The organism is Blastococcus sp. TF02A-30 (assembly GCF_003319185.1).
Taxonomy (GTDB): domain Bacteria; phylum Actinomycetota; class Actinomycetes; order Mycobacteriales; family Geodermatophilaceae; genus Blastococcus.
On the sequence record NZ_QOHJ01000001.1, the window covers coordinates 828691 to 844777 of the forward strand.

A 16087-nucleotide genomic window follows, 5' to 3' on the forward strand; every position below is an offset into this window, starting at 1 on the left:
GATCTGCCGCCATCGGGTGAGGAATCGTGTGATGCCAACCACGACGGGCCCACCACCTCAACGCCCGGAGCGGCGGGCGGGTTACGGCAGGGCTACGGTGCCTGTTCGTGGATCTCTTCGAGTACCAGGCCCGTGACCTGTTGGCCTCGCACGGCGTGCCCGTGCTCCCCGGCGGCGTCGCCGAGACCCCCGAGCAGGCGGAGGCGATCGCCCGCGAGATCGGGACCCAGGTCGTCGTCAAGGCGCAGGTGAAGACCGGCGGCCGCGGCAAGGCCGGCGGCGTCAAGCTGGCGGCCGACGCCGACGAGGCGCGCGCCCGCGCCCAGGACATCCTGGGGCTGGACATCAAGGGGCACATCACCCACCGCGTGATGGTGGCCCAGGCCAGCGACATCGCCGAGGAGTACTACTTCTCCTACCTGCTCGACCGCTCCAACCGCACCTTCCTGGCCATGGCCTCGAAGGAGGGCGGCATGGAGATCGAGCAGCTCGCCGTCGAGCGCCCCGAGGCCCTGGCCCGGATCCCCGTCGACGCCAGCAAGGGCGTCGACGCCGCCAAGGCCGCCGAGATCGTGGACGCCGCCGGGTTCGCCCCCGAGGTGCGCGACCAGGTCATCGCGATCGCCGTGCAGCTGTGGGACGTCTTCAGCAAGGAGGACGCCACCCTGGTAGAGGTCAACCCGCTGGCCAAGGCGCCGGACGGCACCGTCCTGGCCCTCGACGCCAAGGTGACCCTCGACGAGAACGCTGGCTTCCGGCACCCCGAGCACGCCGCCCTGGAGGACAAGGCCGCCGCCGACCCGCTCGAGGCCGCCGCCAAGGAGAAGGACCTCAACTACGTCAAGCTCGACGGCGAGGTCGGCATCATCGGCAACGGCGCCGGCCTGGTCATGAGCACCCTCGACGTCGTCGCCTACGCCGGTGAGGAGTTCGGCGGCGTCAAGCCGGCCAACTTCCTCGACATCGGCGGCGGCGCCTCGGCCGAGGTCATGGCCAACGGGCTGCACATCATCCTGGGCGACCCGGCCGTGAAGAGCGTGTTCGTCAACGTCTTCGGGGGCATCACCGCCTGCGACGCCGTGGCGAACGGCATCGTCTCCGCGCTGAGCATCCTCGGTGACGAGGCCACCAAGCCCCTCGTCGTCCGCCTCGACGGCAACAACGTCGAGGAGGGCCGCCGGATCCTCGCCGAGGCCAACCACCCGCTGGTGACCGTGGTCGACACGATGGACGGCGCCGCGCGCCGGGCCGCCGAGCTCGCCGCCTGATCGCCCCGACTCCGGACTAGGACACAGCAGATGTCGATCTTCCTCAACGAGAACAGCAAGGTCATCGTCCAGGGCATGACCGGCTCGGAGGGCAGCAAGCACACGCAGCGCATGCTCGCCTCCGGCACCGCGATCGTCGGTGGCGTGAACCCGCGCAAGGCCGGCACGAGCGTCGACTTCGACGGCGCCAGCGTGCCCGTCTTCGGCGGCGTCGCCGAGGCGATGAAGGAGACCGGGGCCGACGTCAGCGTCATCTTCGTGCCGCCGCCGTTCGCCAAGGCCGCCGTCATCGAGGCCATCGACGCCCAGATCGGGCTCGCCGTGGTCATCACCGAGGGCATCCCGGTGCACGACTCGACCTACTTCTGGGCGCACGCCCAGGGTGGCTCGACCCGGATCATCGGCCCGAACTGCCCCGGCCTGATCAGCCCCGGGCGCAGCAACGCCGGCATCATCCCGGCCAACATCACCAAGCAGGGCAAGATCGGCCTGGTGTCGAAGTCGGGCACGCTGACCTACCAGATGATGTACGAGCTCCGGGACATCGGTTTCTCCACCGCGATCGGCATCGGCGGCGACCCGGTCATCGGGACCACGCACATCGACGCCCTCCAGGCCTTCCAGGAGGACCCGGAGACCGAGGCCATCGTGATGATCGGCGAGATCGGCGGCGACGCCGAGGAGCGCGCCGCGGACTTCATCAAGGCCAACGTCACCAAGCCGGTCGTCGGCTACGTCGCGGGCTTCACCGCCCCCGAGGGCAAGACCATGGGCCACGCCGGTGCGATCGTGTCCGGCTCGGCCGGCACGGCGCAGGCGAAGAAGGAGGCCCTCGAGGCCGCGGGCGTCCGGGTGGGCAAGACCCCCTCGGAGACCGCCACGCTCATGCGCGAGCTCGTCGGCGCCTGACCGCCCGAGCACGTCCACCGCTGCCCGGTACCCCCTCGCGGGGTGCCGGGCAGCGGCGTCCCGCCGGGTGACGAACCCGCCCGGCGCCTTGCGCACCCGGGGACCGCGCCCGACGATGCGCACACCGATCGAACGACGAACCGAGGAGCGCCGCGGGATGACCAGCCAGCCGCCACCGGGCGGCTACGACCCGGCGCAGGGGCAGCAGCCCTACGGCCAGCCCTACGGGCAGCAGCCGTACGGCCAGCAGCCCCACGGCGTTCCTGGGCAGCCGTACGGTGCACCGGCCGGCCGGCCCGGTGGCTGGAACGCGCCCCCGCCGGTGCCGCCGGCGTCCGCCCGGCGGCGTCCCCGGGTGGTCGACTGGGTGCTCCTGGGCGGCGCGGCGCTCTACCTGCTCTTCGCGCTGCTGCCGTGGATGAGCAGCGACGAGAGCCCCGTCTCGGTCAACGGCTTCGACAGCTCGGTCTCCTCGGAGTTCTTCGGTTTCCCCTTCGCCGTCTCGATCGGGTACTCGTCCGCGCTGGTGGTGTGCGCGTGGGTGCTGCTCGTCCTCGCCGCCGTGTGGGCCCTCCTCCCGGCCCTCGGCAAGGGCCACGTGGTCCAGGTGTCGTTCCCGCGGGAGGGCGTCGCCGTCCTGCTCACCGGCCTGGCCTTCGTGCTCACCTTCACCACCTGGGTCCAGACGCTCACGCTCGACGGGCAGGTCGCCGAGGGCCTCGACGGCGGCTCGTTCAGCGTCATGGCGTTCCTGACCCTGCTCACGTCGCTCGCGCTGCTGGTGGCCGCGGTGCTGTCGCTGCTGCCGGCGCTGCGGAACCGGGCGAAGGTCCCCGGTGCGGTCGCGGGTGCGGCGCAGTGGGTCAACCGGCCCGGGCCGGCGTTCGGCCCCCCGGGTCAGGCGGGCCCGCCCCCGACCGGCCCGCAGGAGCCGTGGCAGCAGGGGTCCTGGCAGCAGCCGCCGTCGCCGCAGCCGTACGGGCAACCCCTCCCACCGCCGCCGCCCGCCCAGGCGCCCCCGCCGGAGGGGCCGCCGCAGGGACCACCGCCCGCGACCGGCGGCTCCGGCGGCTGAGCGTGGCGGGCTGATCACAGCCCGCTGACGACGTCCGGCCCGCCCGGTGGCGTGGCGCACCGGATCGCGTCCGCCCGGCGCGTGCGGCGTCGATCCGCCGCCGGCGCTTGCGACAGTGGAGGACGTGGTCTCCCTGCTCGCACGCCTGCCCCGCACGGGTCCGGACGTCGGGGACGGCCGACGGCTGCCGATGGTCTGGCTGGCCCTCGCCGCGGGAGCCGCCGTGACGCTGGCCGGGCTCGCCGGTCTGTCGCTCGCCGTCGGCGTCGTCTCGACCCTCGACCCCACCGGCGGTCTCTCGACCGGCAGCTCGATCGCGCTGGCCGGCCGGCTCTGGCTGCTCGCCCAGGGAGCCGGCATCACGGTGGCCTCCGGGCCCATCGTGCTGGCGCCGCTGCTGCTCACCCTCGGCATCGCCTGGGGCCTCTCCCGCGCCGGCCGAGCCGTGGTGCAGCTCGGCGACCTGCACGAGTCCCGGGACGCCGTGCGCGCCGCCGGGGTCCTGGTGACCACGCACGTCGTCCTCACCGTCGGGGTCGCCCTCGCACTCGCCGACCCCGGAGCCCGCGTCTCGCTCGGCCGCACGCTGGCGGGGTCGGTCCTGCTCGCGCTGGCCGCCGCCGGGTGGGGCGTGTGGCGGGAGTCCGGCCTGCTCGACGTCGCCCTGGACCGCCTGCCCGGGGCGGTCCGGCCGCTGCTGCGCGGCGTGCTCGCCGGTCTGCTCGCCGCCCTCGCGCTCTGCACCGCGGTCGTCGCCGTGGCGCTGGCCGCCGACGCCGACGGCTACGCCGCGCTGTCCGGATCGCTGGGCGGAGCGGGGGCAGGGGCGGTCGGCCTGCTCGGGCTCAGCCTGCTGCTGCTGCCGAACGCGGCGGCCGCCGTGCTCGGTCTGGCCGCGGGACCGGGGTTCTCCGTCGGCACCGGGACGCTCGTCTCGGTGCACGGGGTGACGCTCGCCCCCGTGCCCGCCCTGCCGCTGCTGGCGGCGCTGCCCGACACCCAGGCGGTGCCCCTGCTGGCGTTCGCGTCCCAGGCCGTCCCGGCGCTGGCCGGCCTGGTGGCCGGGGCGACGGTCGGCCGGCGGCTCCGGCCGGAGGACGGCGGCTCGGTGGTGGCCGGCCTGGTCGGGTTGCTCGCCGGGGCCCTGCTCGGCGCAGCCTCCGGCGTCCTGGTCTGGATCGCGGGCGGCTCGCTGGGCGACGGCGCCCTGGGCACCGTCGGGGCGCCGCCGCTGTCCACCGCCCTCGCGGTGGCCGCCCAGGCGGGGATCGCCGCGGCCGTGGCGGCCGCGGTCGGCCGGTGGCGCGCTCGCCCCTGACGGCGTCCTTATAGGGTCGGCGTCGTGCCTGCCCCGCTGCCTCCTGCGCGGGCCCGGGTCGTCGTGCTGCTGTCCGGCGCCGGTTCGCTGTGCGCCGCCCTGCTGGCCGCCACCGACGATCCCGCGTACCCGGCCGACGTCGTGGCCGTGGGCGCGGACCGCGAGGCGCCGGGCCTCGAGCACGCCCGGCAGCGCGGCGTCCCGACCTTCGTCGAGCCGCTGCCGGCGCACCCCGACCGCGCCGCCTGGGACCGGGCGCTGGCGGCCGCCATCGCTGCCTTCGAGCCCGACCTGGTGGTCTCCGCCGGGTTCATGAAGATCGTCGGTCCCGCCGTGCTCGAGGCGTTCGGCGGCCGGCTGATCAACACCCACCCCGCGCTGCTGCCGGCGTTCCCGGGCGCGCACGCGGTGCGCGACGCGCTGGCCGCGGGCGCGACGGTCACGGGGTCGACGGTGCACCTGGTCGACGCGGGTGTCGACACCGGGCCGGTGCTGGCCCAGCGCGAGGTACCGGTCCTCCCGGACGACGACGAGGCCCGCCTGCACGAGCGGATCAAGGACGTGGAGCGCGAGCTCCTGGTGACGACGGTGGCTGCGCTGGTCACCTCCGGACAGACGAGGAAGAGCGACCGATGACCGAGCGCACGCCCATCCGCCGCGCCCTGCTGGGCGTCTACGACAAGAGCGGCATCGAGCACCTGGCCCGCGGGCTGGCCGCCGCCGGGGTGGAGCTGGTCAGCACCGGCGCCACCGCCCGCCGGATCGCCGACGCCGGCGTCCCCGTGACGCCCGTCGAGCAGGTCACCGGGTTCCCGGAGTGCCTCGACGGCCGGGTGAAGACCCTGCACCCGGCGGTGCACGCCGGCATCCTGGCCGACCGGCGCAAGCCCGAGCACGTGGCTCAGCTGGCCGAGCTCGGCGTCGCGGCCTTCGACCTCGTCGTCGTCAACCTCTACCCCTTCACCGAGACCGTCGCCTCGGGCGCGAGCCCCGACGAGTGCGTGGAGCAGATCGACATCGGCGGCCCGGCGATGGTCCGCGCCGCGGCGAAGAACCACCCGTCGGTCGCGGTCGTCGTCGACCCGGCGCGGTACGGCGACGTCCTGGCCGCGGTGGCCGAGGGCGGCTTCACGCTCGCGGAGCGGCAGCGGCTCGCGGTCGCCGCGTTCCGGCACACCGCCTCCTACGACATCGCCGTCGCCTCCTGGATGGGCAGCGTGCTGGCGCCCGACCCGGGCAGCGACTTCCCCGAGTGGGTCGCCGGGAGCTGGGAGCGGGCCGACGTGCTGCGCTACGGGGAGAACCCGCACCAGGGCGCGGCGCTGTACCGGGGTGCGGCCGCGCCCGGCCTGGCGCACGCCGAGCAGCTGCACGGCAAGGCGATGTCCTACAACAACTACGTCGACACCGACGCCGCCTGGCGGGCCGCGCACGACCACGCCGACCCCTGCGTGGCGATCATCAAGCACGCCAACCCGTGCGGCATCGCCGTCGGCCCCGACATCGCCTCCGCGCACCGCAAGGCGCACGCCTGCGACCCGCTGTCGGCCTTCGGCGGCGTGATCGCGGCCAACCGCGAGGTCGACCTGACCATGGCCGAGCAGGTGGCCGAGATCTTCACCGAGGTCGTCGTCGCGCCGTCGTTCACCGACGACGCGCTGGCCGTGCTGACCGGGAAGAAGAACATCCGCCTGCTGCGCCTGCCGCACCTGCCGGGGGCCGGTGCGGAGCTGCGGCCGATCAGCGGCGGGTTGCTGCTGCAGACCGCCGACCGGATCGACGCCGCCGGCGACGACCCGACGACGTGGACGCTGGCCACCGGCGAGCCGCTCGACGCCGCGGGGCTCGACGACCTCGTCTTCGCCTGGCGGGCGGTGCGCGCGGTGAAGAGCAACGCGATCCTGCTGGCCCACGACCGCGCCACCGTGGGCGTGGGCATGGGCCAGGTCAACCGGGTGGACTCCGCCCGGCTGGCGGTCGCGCGGGCGGGGGAGCGGGCCGCGGGCTCGGTCGCCGCCTCCGACGCCTTCTTCCCCTTCGCCGACGGGCTCCAGGTGCTGCTCGACGCCGGCGTGCGCGCCGTCGTCCAGCCCGGTGGGTCGGTGCGCGACGAGGAGGTCGTCGCCGCGGCGGCCGCGGCCGGCGTGCCGCTCTACCTGACCGGCACCCGCCACTTCGCCCATTGAGGCACTCGCCCCGGCCGCACGTGCGGCCGCCGGACCCGGGCGCGCACGTCGAGGGGGAGGACTTCGCCCGCGTCGACTGGTGGGGCGCCGAGCTCGACGGCGTCACATTCACCCGGTGCCGGTTCGACGACGCCGGGCTGGAGGAGCTGGTCACCCGGCGCTGCGTGTTCGAGGAGTGCGTGCTCACCGGCGTCCGGCTCGGCGGCTCCCGGCACCTGGGGACGGCGTTCCTCTCCTGCCGCTTCGACCGCGCTCGGCTGTTCGACACCACCTTCGACGGCTGCAAGCTCACCGGCTCGCAGTTCCCCGGCGCCCAGCTGCGGCCGATGACCGCGACCGGGTGCGACTGGTCGTGGACCTCGCTGCGCGGGGTGGACCTGTCCGCGCTGGACCTGTCGCGGCAGCGGTTCCGCGAGGCCGACCTCACCGACGCCGACCTGCGGGGCACCGACCTCGGCTTCGCCGACCTCGACCGGGCGCGGCTGCAGGGGGCGAAGCTGGCCGGCGCGGACCTGCGCGGCGCCTCCACCGACGAGGTCAACTGGCGCTCGTTCGAGCTCACGGACGTGCAGCTCGACCTCGCGCAGGCGGTGCAGTTCGCCCGCGCGCACGGGGCCCGCGTCGAGGGCTGAGCGCTACCTCGTCGCGTAGCGGGGGCCGGTGAGCAGCGCCTTGAGGCTGCCGAGCACCCCGAGGACGGCGACGGCCAGCGCGCACCAGAAGCCCGGCCCGAAGAAGCCGAGGTCCCAGTCGGCGTCCGACAGCGGCACCACGCAGGCGGCGACCACGACGCCGCTCACGACGAGCCCCAGCAGGCCGAGGAAGCGGTGCGTGCGGGCCGGCAGCCACATGAGGATGCCGAGGACGAGCAGCACGCCGCCGCCCAGCACGACGGCCAGGGGCTGCCAGCCGCCGTCGTCGAAGATGCCGCCGAGGTCGTCGAACGCGTCGCTGACGAGGTCCCACCCGGTGACGTCGCGGTCGGCCAGCCACTCCAGCAGCAGGCTGATCGCCGCCGCGATGCCGGCCAGGATGAGCAGCAGCCCGCCCAGGCTCTCGGGTCCGCGGAAGGCGACCGGCTCGGCGGAGTAGGCGGGCGCGGTCGGGTCCGACGGGGGACCGGCGGGCGGGGGCGCGGCGCCGTAGGGGCTCGCGCCGGCAGGGGACTGGTCGCGCTCGGTCATGGCGCACCTTCCGCGGGGTGACGTGCCGTCAGCACCGAGCGTAGGGCCGCGACGGCGTCTCGGGCACACTGTCCGGCGTGCCCGCGACGATCCTGGACGGCAAGGCGACGGCGGCGGCGATCCGCACCGAGCTCACCGAGCGCGTGACGGCGCTGACCGCGGCCGGTCACCGGCCGGGGCTGGGCACCCTGCTCGTGGGCGACGACCCGGGCAGCCGCTGGTACGTGAACGCCAAGCACTCCGACTGCGCGCAGGTCGGCATCGCCAGCATCCAGCGCGAGCTGCCGGCGTCCGCGACCCAGGACGAGGTCCTCGCCGTCGTCGCCGAGCTCAACGCCGACCCCGCGTGCACCGGCTACATCGTCCAGCTGCCGCTGCCCCCGCAGGTGTCGGAGTCGGCCGTCCTCGAGGCGATGGACCCGGCCAAGGACGCCGACGGCCTGCACCCGGTCAACCTCGGCCGGCTGGTGCTCAACGTGCCCGGGGCGCTGCCGTGCACGCCGGTCGGGATCGTCGAGCTGCTCCGCCGCTACGGGGTGCCGATCGCCGGTGCCGAGGTCGTCGTCGTCGGCCGCGGGATCACCGTGGGCCGCCCGCTCGGCCTGCTGCTCACCCGGCGGTCGGAGAACGCCACCGTGACGCTGTGCCACACCGGCACCCGCGACCTCGCGGCGCACGTGCGGCAGGCCGACGTCGTCGTCGCCGCCGCCGGGGTGCCGGGGCTGATCACCGGCGACATGGTCAAGCCGGGCGCCGCCGTCCTGGACGTCGGCGTCAGCCGGGTCGACGGCAAGATCGCGGGTGACGTGGCGAAGGACGTGCTCGACGTCGCCGGTTTCGTGGCCCCCAACCCGGGCGGCGTCGGTCCGATGACGCGGGCGATGCTGCTGCAGAACGTCGTCCTCGCGGCGGAGCGGGCCGCCGCGGCGGCCGGCTGACCGTGACCCGCCCGCCGCTCTACGTCCGCCGGCCGTTCCTGGCCGGGCTCGTCCGGCAGCTCCCGCTGCTGGCCGTGCTCGCGGTGGTGGGCCTGGGCCTGTTCCTGGTCACCCTCGAGCGCTGGCGCATGGGGCTCGTGGTCATGGGGCTGGCGCTGGTGGCCGCGGCGCTGCTGCGGCTGCTGCTCCCGGTCCGACGGCTGGGCTTCCTCGCCGTCCGCAGCCGGCCGGTGGACGTCGTGCTGCTCGCCGGGGCCGGCGTGGCGCTCACCGGCATCGCCCTCGCCATCCCCGCCGCCTGACCCCGGCGAGCGACCCGCTGAGGCGGAAGGGCGCCCTCCGGGCTAGGTTGGCGGCCATGGCAGAGAAGTCCAGGAAGGGCAAGGTCACCGTCGTCGGGGCCGGCTTCTATGGCTCCACCACCGCTCTGCGTCTGGCCGAGTACGACACGTTCAAGACCGTCGTGCTGACCGACATCGTCGAGGGCAAGCCCGAGGGGCTCGCGCTGGACATGAACCAGTCCCGCCCGATCGAGGGCTTCGAGACCCGCGTGGTCGGTGTCGGCGGCGGCTCCTACGAGGGCACCGAGGGGTCCGACGTCGTCGTCGTCACCGCCGGCCTGCCGCGCAAGCCCGGCATGAGCCGCATGGACCTCATCGAGACCAACGCGAAGATCGTGCGGGACGTCTCCGAGAACATCGCCCGCACCTCGCCCGACGCCGTCGTCATCGTCGTCTCGAACCCGCTCGACGAGATGACCGCGCTCGCGCAGCTGGCCACCGGCTTCCCGAAGGAACGGGTCATGGGCCAGGCCGGCATGCTCGACACCGCGCGCTTCACCAACTTCGTCGCCGAGGAGCTCGGCGTCCCCGTCGCCTCGGTGCAGACGCTGACCCTCGGCTCGCACGGCGACACCATGGTCCCGGTGCCCTCCCGGTGCACCGTCGACGGGAAGCCGCTGACCGACGTGCTGGCGGCCGACCGCATCGCCCACCTGGTCGACCGCACCCGCAACGGCGGCGCCGAGGTGGTGGCCCTGCTCAAGACCGGCTCGGCGTACTACGCGCCGTCGGCGGCCGCCGCCCGCATGGCGAAGGCCGTGATGGAGGACTCCGGCGCGGTCATGCCGGTGTGCGCCTGGGTCGACGGCCAGTACGGCATCTCCGGGGTCTACCTGGGGGTCGAGGCCGAGATCGGGCGCGAGGGCGTGCGCCGGGTCGTCGAAGGAAACCTGTCCGACAGCGAGCTCGCCGGGCTGCGGGAGGCCGCCGAGGCCGTCCGCGCCAAGCAGGCCGACATCGCAGACCTCTGAGGAAGGACCCCTTCCTCCCCGCCCCTCGCACGCTCGGGGTGGGGCCCGGGAAGGGGCCGTTCGAGGAGATCACCACCGCAGAGAGAGAGCAGTTGACGTGAGCAAGATCAAGGTCGAGGGCACCGTCGTCGAGCTCGACGGCGACGAGATGACGCGGATCATCTGGCAGTTCATCAAGGACCAGCTGATCCTCCCGTACCTCGACGTGAACCTCGAGTACTACGACCTGGGCATCGAGTCGCGCGACGCGACCGACGACCAGATCACCATCGACTCCGCGAACGCCATCAAGAAGCACGGCGTCGGCGTCAAGTGCGCCACGATCACGCCGGACGAGGCGCGGGTCGAGGAGTTCGGCCTCAAGAAGATGTGGCGGTCCCCGAACGGGACGATCCGCAACATCCTCGGCGGCGTCATCTTCCGCGAGCCGATCATCATGCAGAACGTCCCGCGCCTGGTGCCGGGCTGGACCAAGCCGATCGTCGTCGGCCGTCACGCCTTCGGCGACCAGTACCGCGCCACCGACTTCCGCTTCCCGGGCGAGGGCACCCTGACGGTGACCTTCACGCCGAAGGACGGCTCGGCCCCCATCGAGCACGAGGTCTTCCAGTCGCCGGGCGCCGGTGTCGCGCTCGCGATGTACAACCTCGACGAGTCGATCCGCGACTTCGCGCGGGCCTCGATGAACTACGGCCTGCAGCGCGGCTACCCGGTCTACCTCTCCACCAAGAACACGATCCTCAAGGCCTACGACGGCCGCTTCAAGGACCTGTTCCAGGAGGTCTTCGAGGCCGAGTTCAAGGACAAGTTCGACGCCGCCGGCATCACCTACGAGCACCGGCTCATCGACGACATGGTCGCGGCCTCGCTCAAGTGGGAGGGCGGCTACGTGTGGGCCGCCAAGAACTACGACGGCGACGTCCAGTCCGACACCGTCGCGCAGGGCTTCGGCTCGCTGGGCCTCATGACCTCGGTGCTGATGAGCCCCGACGGCCGCACCGTCGAGGCCGAGGCCGCCCACGGCACGGTGACCCGCCACTACCGGCAGCACCAGCAGGGCAAGGAGACCTCGACCAACCCGATCGCGTCGATCTTCGCCTGGACGCGGGGCCTGGCCCACCGCGGCAAGCTGGACGGCACGCCCGAGGTCACCCGGTTCGCCGAGACCCTCGAGCGGGTCTGCATCGAGACCGTCGAGGGCGGTCAGATGACCAAGGACCTCGCGCTGCTGATCTCCAAGGACAGCCCGTGGCTGAACACCCAGGACTTCCTGGCGGCCATCGACAGCAACCTGCAGAAGGCCATGGCCTGACGTAGCGACTGACGCACGGCGGCCCCCGCACCCTCCCGGGTGCCGGGGCCGCTGCGCGTTCCGGGGCCGTCGCCGCACGCCTCGTGCGGGGAAGTTGTCCTTCCGCCCGGCGTCGGAGGCGCAAGTGCCCCGCAGTTGCTGCCTGTGGACGACGACCGCGGCGACACCGCCCGGTCGGGCACGCTCTTCCGGTGCCCGCCGCTCAGCGCCCGGAAGCCCTGCGTGGCGCCGTGTTCCGCGGGCGTGATGTCGTGGCGGACGGCATCCTGACGCCCGGCGCTCTGCGCAGCTCCGCCTGGCGCCGGTTGTTCCGGGGCGTGTACGCCGACGCCCGGCTCCCGGACTCCCTGGGCGTCCGCATCCGGGGCGCCCGGCTGCTGCTGCCACCGGGCGCCGTCTTCAGCGGGCGGACGGCGGCCTACCTGCACGGGGCGACCGGACTGGCCGACCGCGCCGGCCCGGTCGAGGCGACGCTGCCGGCCGGCGAGCGGTGCGGGCCGGTCCAGGGCATGCGGGTGCGCCGCGTCGTCGTGCCGCCGTCCGAGGTCGTCGAGTCCGACGGCTGGCGGTTCACCACGGGGCTGCGCACGGCGCTCGACATCGCCCGGTGGGAGCCGCTGCTCGAGGCGGTCCCCGCGCTCGACGTCCTGCTCCGCGCCGGCGTCGTCGGGGACGCCGCGCTGCGCGCTGCGGCCGCGGCGCGCGGCGGCCGGGGCTCGGTGCAGGCCCGGCGGGCGGTGGAGCTCGCGGACCGGCGGGCGGAGTCGCAGCCGGAGTCCCGGCTCCGCGTGATCCTGACGCTGGCGGGCCTCCCGCCGGTGCCGCAGCACGTGGTGCGCGGGCCGGGCGGTGAGTTCGCGGGCCGGGTGGACCTGGCCTATCCCGAGCTCCGCCTGGCGATCGAGTACGACGGCGCCTGGCACGCCGAGGACGGCCAGTTCGCGGCGGACCGCCGTCGGCTCAACCGGCTGACGGCCGCCGGCTGGACCGTCCTCCACGTGACGGCCGCCGACCTCCGGGAACCCGTCACGCTGGTCCGGCGGGTGCGGGCGCTGATCCGCGCCGCAACTGCAGGGAAGTAGTCCCTGGCGCCGCTGCCGGAGGGGCACGTTCCCCGCAGTTGCGGCGCGATGGTGCGGGTCAGCCGAAGAGCTGGGTCCACCAGGGGCCGCCGCCGCCGTCGGCGATGCCCACACCGAGCCGGGTGAGGCTGCAGTCGAGGATGTTGGCCCGGTGCCCGGAGCTGTTCATCCAGGCGTCCATCACCGCGGCGGCGTCCGGCTGGCCCTGCGCGATGTTCTCCGCGCGGGCCGAGAGGCCGGCCGCCCGCGCCCGGTCGAAGGGATCCAGCCCGGACAGGTTCGTGTGGGCGAAGAAGCCGCGGTCGCGCATGTCGGCGCTGTGCGCGGCGGCGACGCGGGCCAGCCCCGCGTCGGCCGACACGGCCCCGCACCCGACGGCCGCCCGCTCCTGGTTGACCATGGCCAGCACCTGGCTCTCGCGCGCCCCGCCCGCAGGGACGGCGGCGGCCACCGGAGCCGGCGCGGGCGCGGGCGCCGGCTCGGGGTCGGGAGCAGGCGCGGGTGCGGGTGCGGGGGCCGGCTCCTCGACCGTCGCGGCCGGCGTCTCGGCCGGAGCCGGCGCGGCGGTGGTCTCGGCCGGGGGCACCGGCGCGCTGGGTGAGCCCGCGCCGGTGTCCGGGTTGGCCGGTCCCCGGCCGGTGGCCTCGGTGCGGGTGCCCTCGGGGGTCACGGTCACCGACGCGGACGCGCTGGCGAAGTGGGACGACGTCGGCTTGCCGTCGATGCCCATGACCACCGGCGAGCTGCTGGGCGCCGCGGACGACGACGCGGACGACGACGCGGACGACGACGAGTCGAGGGCGACGTCGGCGTCCTGCGCCCCGGAGACCACGGGAGCCGCGAGCACCAGACCGGTGACGGCGAGGACGAGCACCAGGCCGAGACCCAGCCGGCCGGCGCGACCGCGCAGCGCGCCGCCGATCAGGCGCCGGGCGCGGAGGCCCGGGGCGGCCAGGCGCGCGGCGAGCGAGGGGCTGGAAGAACGGTGACGCACAGGGAACTCCACGGCATGATCACTTTTCGTTATCAAGTCGAGACCAACCGTAAGGGATGAACTACCGAGAGTTCACGAGACCTGAGTCACTTCTCCACCCCGCAGGGTCGTGGAGCGGTGCGCGCCCCGGCCGGGCGGCGTGCGACCAGGCACCATGGAGGGGCTCCACCCCGTCCACCCGAACCCGGAATCCCCGAGGAGCACGCCGCCGGTGAGCGACGTATGGCTCAACATCGTCATGGTCGTCGTCTTCGTGATGATCGGCGGTGCCTTCGCCGGCGCGGAGATCGCCCTGGTCTCCCTGCGCGAGTCCCAGGTGCGCGCCATGGCCGAGCAGGGCCGCCGGGGGCTGGCGGTCCAGAGGCTGCTCAAGGACCCCAACCAGTTCCTCGCCGCCGTCCAGGTCGGCGTCACCCTCGCCGGCTTCTTCTCCGCGGCCTTCGGTGCGAGCACGCTCTCCCAGCCGCTGGCCGACTGGCTGCAGACGCGGGGGATGAGCGAGGGGCTGTCCGGCACGCTGGCGCTGGTCCTGGTCACGATCGCGATCAGCTACGTCTCGCTGGTCGTCGGCGAGCTGACGCCCAAGCGGCTGGCCCTGCAGCGGGCCGAGGGCTTCTCGCTCATCGTCGCCGCGCCGCTCAACGCGATCGCCAAGCTCTCCCGGCCGGTCATCTGGCTGCTGTCGAAGTCCACCAACGGCCTGGTGCGGCTGCTCGGCGGTGACCCGAAGGCCAGCGGTGAGTCGATCAGCCAGGAGGAGCTGCGCGACCTCGTGGCCGCGCACGAGTCGCTGAGCAGCGACGAGCGCCGGCTGATCGACGAGGTGTTCCGCGCCGGCGAGCGGGAGGTGCGCGAGGTGATGACGCCCCGCACCGAGGTCGGCTTCCTCGACGCCTCGATGACCGCCAGCCGGGCGGCCAAGCTGGTCGCGGACTCGAACTGGTCGCGCTTCCCGGTGTCCGGCCGCGACGAGGACGACGTCGTCGGCTTCGTGCACGTGCGCGACCTGTTCCTCCCCAGCCACCCGGCCGGCCGCGCCGCGACCGTCGGGGACCTGGCCCGCGAGGTCAAGCGGCTCCCCGGCACCGCCGCCGTGCTGACCGCGCTGTCCGAGATGCGCCGGGAGAACCAGCACCTGGCCATCGTCGTGGACGAGTACGGCGGCACCGACGGCATCGTGACCCTCGAGGACCTCATCGAGGAGGTCATCGGGGAGATCTACGACGAGTACGACGCCGAGGTCGAGCCCGAGTCCCGTCCCGCGCCCGACGCCCCGCGCGAGGTCGACGGGCTGCTCAACCTCGACGACTTCACCGAGTCCACCGGGCTGGAGCTGCCCGAGGGCCCCTACGAGACCGCCGCCGGTTTCGTGCTGGCCGAGCTCGGCCGGCTCCCCGAGGTCGGCGACTCGATCGAGGTCGAGGGCCGGCCCATCACCGTGCTCGAGCTCGACGGGCGCCGGATCGCACGGCTCCGGGTCGACCCGCCGCCGACGTCGGCCGCGGAGGACGGCGCGGACGAGGACGGCGAGGCGGCGACCACCTAGCGGGACCGCGCGACCTCCCAGGCGTCGCGCACGATGCCGACCAGGTCGGTGTGCCGCGACGTCCAGCCGAGGTCGGCGCGGATGCGGTCGCTGGAGGCCACCAGCTGCGCCGGGTCACCCGGGCGGCGGTCGCCGTCGACCGTCGGGATCTCGTGCCCGGTCACCTCACGGGCGGCGTCGACCACCTCCTGCACCGAGAAGCCGCGGCCGTTGCCGAGGTTGTAGATCCGGTGCTCGCCGTCCGCCGGGGCCGGCAGGGCCAGCAGGTGGGCGTCGGAGAGGTCCTCGACGTGCACGTAGTCGCGGATGCAGGTGCCGTCCGGCGTCGGGTAGTCGCGGCCGTAGACGGTGAGCGACTGGCGCTGCCCCGCCGCGACCTGCAGCGCGAGCGGGATGAGGTGCGTCTCGGTGGCGTGCCGCTCGCCGAGCCCGAACGCGGCGCCGGCCACGTTGAAGTAGCGCAGGCTCACCGCGGCGAACCCGTGGGCCACGGCGTAGGAGGTCAGCATGTGGTCGACGGCGAGCTTGGAGGCGCCGTAGGTGTTCGTCGGGCGGGTGGGGGAGTCCTCGCGGATGGGGACGACGTCGGGCTCCCCGTACGTCGCGGCCGTGGAGGAGAAGACGATCCGCCGGCAGCCGGCCGCCCGCATCGCCTCCAGCAGCGCCAGCGACCCACCGACGTTCGTGTGCCAGTAGTCCTCGGGCTGCTGCTGCGAGACACCGACCAGCGACTTCGCCGCGAAGTGCAGCACCGCGTCCGGCCGGACCTCGGCGAGCACGGGAGCCGAGTCGTGCAGCGAGACCTCCGCCAGGGTGGCGCCCGACGGCACCGCGTCGGCGTGCCCGGTGGAGAGGTCGTCGAGCACGGTGACGTCGTGACCGCCGGCCAGCAGGGCGGCCGTCACTACGCTGCCGATGTAGCCGGCCCCACCGGCGACCAGAACGCGCATACCGCCACCCTAG

At 74.3% G+C, this 16087-nt stretch carries 16 protein-coding genes; 13 read left to right on the forward strand and 3 right to left on the reverse strand.

The window, feature by feature from the left end; translation table 11 throughout:
- Positions 1-107 precede the first annotated feature (107 nt).
- The 7 genes from sucC (at position 108) to DQ241_RS04100 (ending at position 7388) form a co-directional block, all read left to right on the forward strand.
- Positions 108-1268 carry an ADP-forming succinate--CoA ligase subunit beta gene (gene sucC / locus DQ241_RS04070; RefSeq protein WP_113828801.1) on the forward strand — a complete coding sequence of 387 codons (1161 nt, stop codon included), beginning with the start codon at positions 108-110 and terminating at the stop codon, positions 1266-1268.
- Positions 1269-1298: 30 nt separating this feature from the next.
- A complete protein-coding gene (sucD, locus tag DQ241_RS04075; RefSeq protein ID WP_113828802.1) occupies positions 1299-2177 on the forward strand; it encodes a succinate--CoA ligase subunit alpha in 879 nt (292 codons plus the stop codon).
- 157 nt (positions 2178-2334) lie between these two features.
- Complete coding sequence (locus DQ241_RS04080; protein ID WP_113828803.1) at positions 2335-3252, forward strand: hypothetical protein; 918 nt, start codon at positions 2335-2337, stop codon at positions 3250-3252.
- 124 nt (positions 3253-3376) lie between these two features.
- A complete protein-coding gene (locus DQ241_RS04085; RefSeq protein ID WP_147252322.1) occupies positions 3377-4570 on the forward strand; it encodes a DUF6350 family protein in 1194 nt (397 codons plus the stop codon).
- A gap of 24 nt (positions 4571-4594) precedes the next feature.
- Entirely contained in the window at positions 4595-5206 is a 612-nt protein-coding gene (purN, locus tag DQ241_RS04090) for a phosphoribosylglycinamide formyltransferase (RefSeq protein ID WP_113828805.1), read from the forward strand.
- On the forward strand, positions 5203-6756 hold the full coding sequence (gene purH, locus DQ241_RS04095) for a bifunctional phosphoribosylaminoimidazolecarboxamide formyltransferase/IMP cyclohydrolase (protein WP_113828806.1): 1554 nt from the start codon (positions 5203-5205) through the stop codon (positions 6754-6756). Before purN ends, purH begins: the two co-directional genes overlap by 4 nt.
- Positions 6753-7388 carry a pentapeptide repeat-containing protein gene (locus DQ241_RS04100; protein ID WP_113828807.1) on the forward strand — a complete coding sequence of 212 codons (636 nt, stop codon included), beginning with the start codon at positions 6753-6755 and terminating at the stop codon, positions 7386-7388. The genes purH and DQ241_RS04100 overlap by 4 nt, the downstream gene beginning before the upstream one ends.
- A 3-nt stretch (positions 7389-7391) precedes the next feature.
- On the opposite strand, the gene DQ241_RS04105 is transcribed toward DQ241_RS04100, so the two are convergent.
- Entirely contained in the window at positions 7392-7940 is a 549-nt protein-coding gene (locus DQ241_RS04105) for a hypothetical protein (RefSeq protein WP_113828808.1), read from the reverse strand.
- Between the two features lie 77 nt (positions 7941-8017).
- On the opposite strand from DQ241_RS04105, the gene DQ241_RS04110 reads away from it, so the two are divergent.
- The 5 genes from DQ241_RS04110 to DQ241_RS04130 all read left to right on the forward strand — a co-directional run bounded on the left by DQ241_RS04110 (position 8018) and on the right by DQ241_RS04130 (position 12584).
- Positions 8018-8878: a bifunctional methylenetetrahydrofolate dehydrogenase/methenyltetrahydrofolate cyclohydrolase gene (locus tag DQ241_RS04110; RefSeq protein ID WP_113828809.1), complete on the forward strand. Its 861-nt coding sequence runs from the start codon at positions 8018-8020 to the stop codon at positions 8876-8878.
- Between the two features lie 2 nt (positions 8879-8880).
- Positions 8881-9180: a DUF3017 domain-containing protein gene (locus DQ241_RS04115; protein ID WP_113828810.1), complete on the forward strand. Its 300-nt coding sequence runs from the start codon at positions 8881-8883 to the stop codon at positions 9178-9180.
- 56 nt (positions 9181-9236) lie between these two features.
- Positions 9237-10190 (forward strand): malate dehydrogenase, encoded by a 954-nt coding sequence (gene mdh, locus DQ241_RS04120; protein ID WP_113828811.1) that lies wholly within the window; start codon positions 9237-9239, stop codon positions 10188-10190.
- A gap of 97 nt (positions 10191-10287) precedes the next feature.
- Positions 10288-11502 carry an NADP-dependent isocitrate dehydrogenase gene (locus DQ241_RS04125; RefSeq protein WP_113828812.1) on the forward strand — a complete coding sequence of 405 codons (1215 nt, stop codon included), beginning with the start codon at positions 10288-10290 and terminating at the stop codon, positions 11500-11502.
- 251 nt (positions 11503-11753) lie between these two features.
- Positions 11754-12584 (forward strand): endonuclease domain-containing protein, encoded by an 831-nt coding sequence (locus DQ241_RS04130; protein ID WP_233492187.1) that lies wholly within the window; start codon positions 11754-11756, stop codon positions 12582-12584.
- Between the two features lie 58 nt (positions 12585-12642).
- Here DQ241_RS04130 and DQ241_RS21035 read toward each other — a convergent pair whose 3' ends face one another.
- Positions 12643-13590 (reverse strand): CAP domain-containing protein, encoded by a 948-nt coding sequence (locus DQ241_RS21035; protein ID WP_233492188.1) that lies wholly within the window; start codon positions 13588-13590, stop codon positions 12643-12645.
- Between the two features lie 199 nt (positions 13591-13789).
- On the opposite strand from DQ241_RS21035, the gene DQ241_RS04140 reads away from it, so the two are divergent.
- Positions 13790-15124 carry a hemolysin family protein gene (locus DQ241_RS04140; protein ID WP_113828814.1) on the forward strand — a complete coding sequence of 445 codons (1335 nt, stop codon included), beginning with the start codon at positions 13790-13792 and terminating at the stop codon, positions 15122-15124.
- Here DQ241_RS04140 and galE read toward each other — a convergent pair.
- Positions 15121-16074 (reverse strand): UDP-glucose 4-epimerase GalE, encoded by a 954-nt coding sequence (galE, locus tag DQ241_RS04145; protein WP_113828815.1) that lies wholly within the window; start codon positions 16072-16074, stop codon positions 15121-15123. The two genes, DQ241_RS04140 and galE, sit on opposite strands and share 4 nt — an antisense overlap.
- Positions 16075-16087: the final 13 nt, after the last annotated feature.

Coding starts and splice junctions, on each gene's coding strand:
- DQ241_RS04105 (WP_113828808.1), bottom strand. CDS start 7,940: ATGACCGAGCGCGACCAGTCCCCTGCCGGCGCGAGCCCCTACGGCGCC.
- mdh (WP_113828811.1), top strand. CDS start 9,237: ATGGCAGAGAAGTCCAGGAAGGGCAAGGTCACCGTCGTCGGGGCCGGC.
- purH (WP_113828806.1), top strand. CDS start 5,203: ATGACCGAGCGCACGCCCATCCGCCGCGCCCTGCTGGGCGTCTACGAC.
- galE (WP_113828815.1), bottom strand. CDS start 16,074: ATGCGCGTTCTGGTCGCCGGTGGGGCCGGCTACATCGGCAGCGTAGTG.
- DQ241_RS04080 (WP_113828803.1), top strand. CDS start 2,335: ATGACCAGCCAGCCGCCACCGGGCGGCTACGACCCGGCGCAGGGGCAG.
- sucD (WP_113828802.1), top strand. CDS start 1,299: ATGTCGATCTTCCTCAACGAGAACAGCAAGGTCATCGTCCAGGGCATG.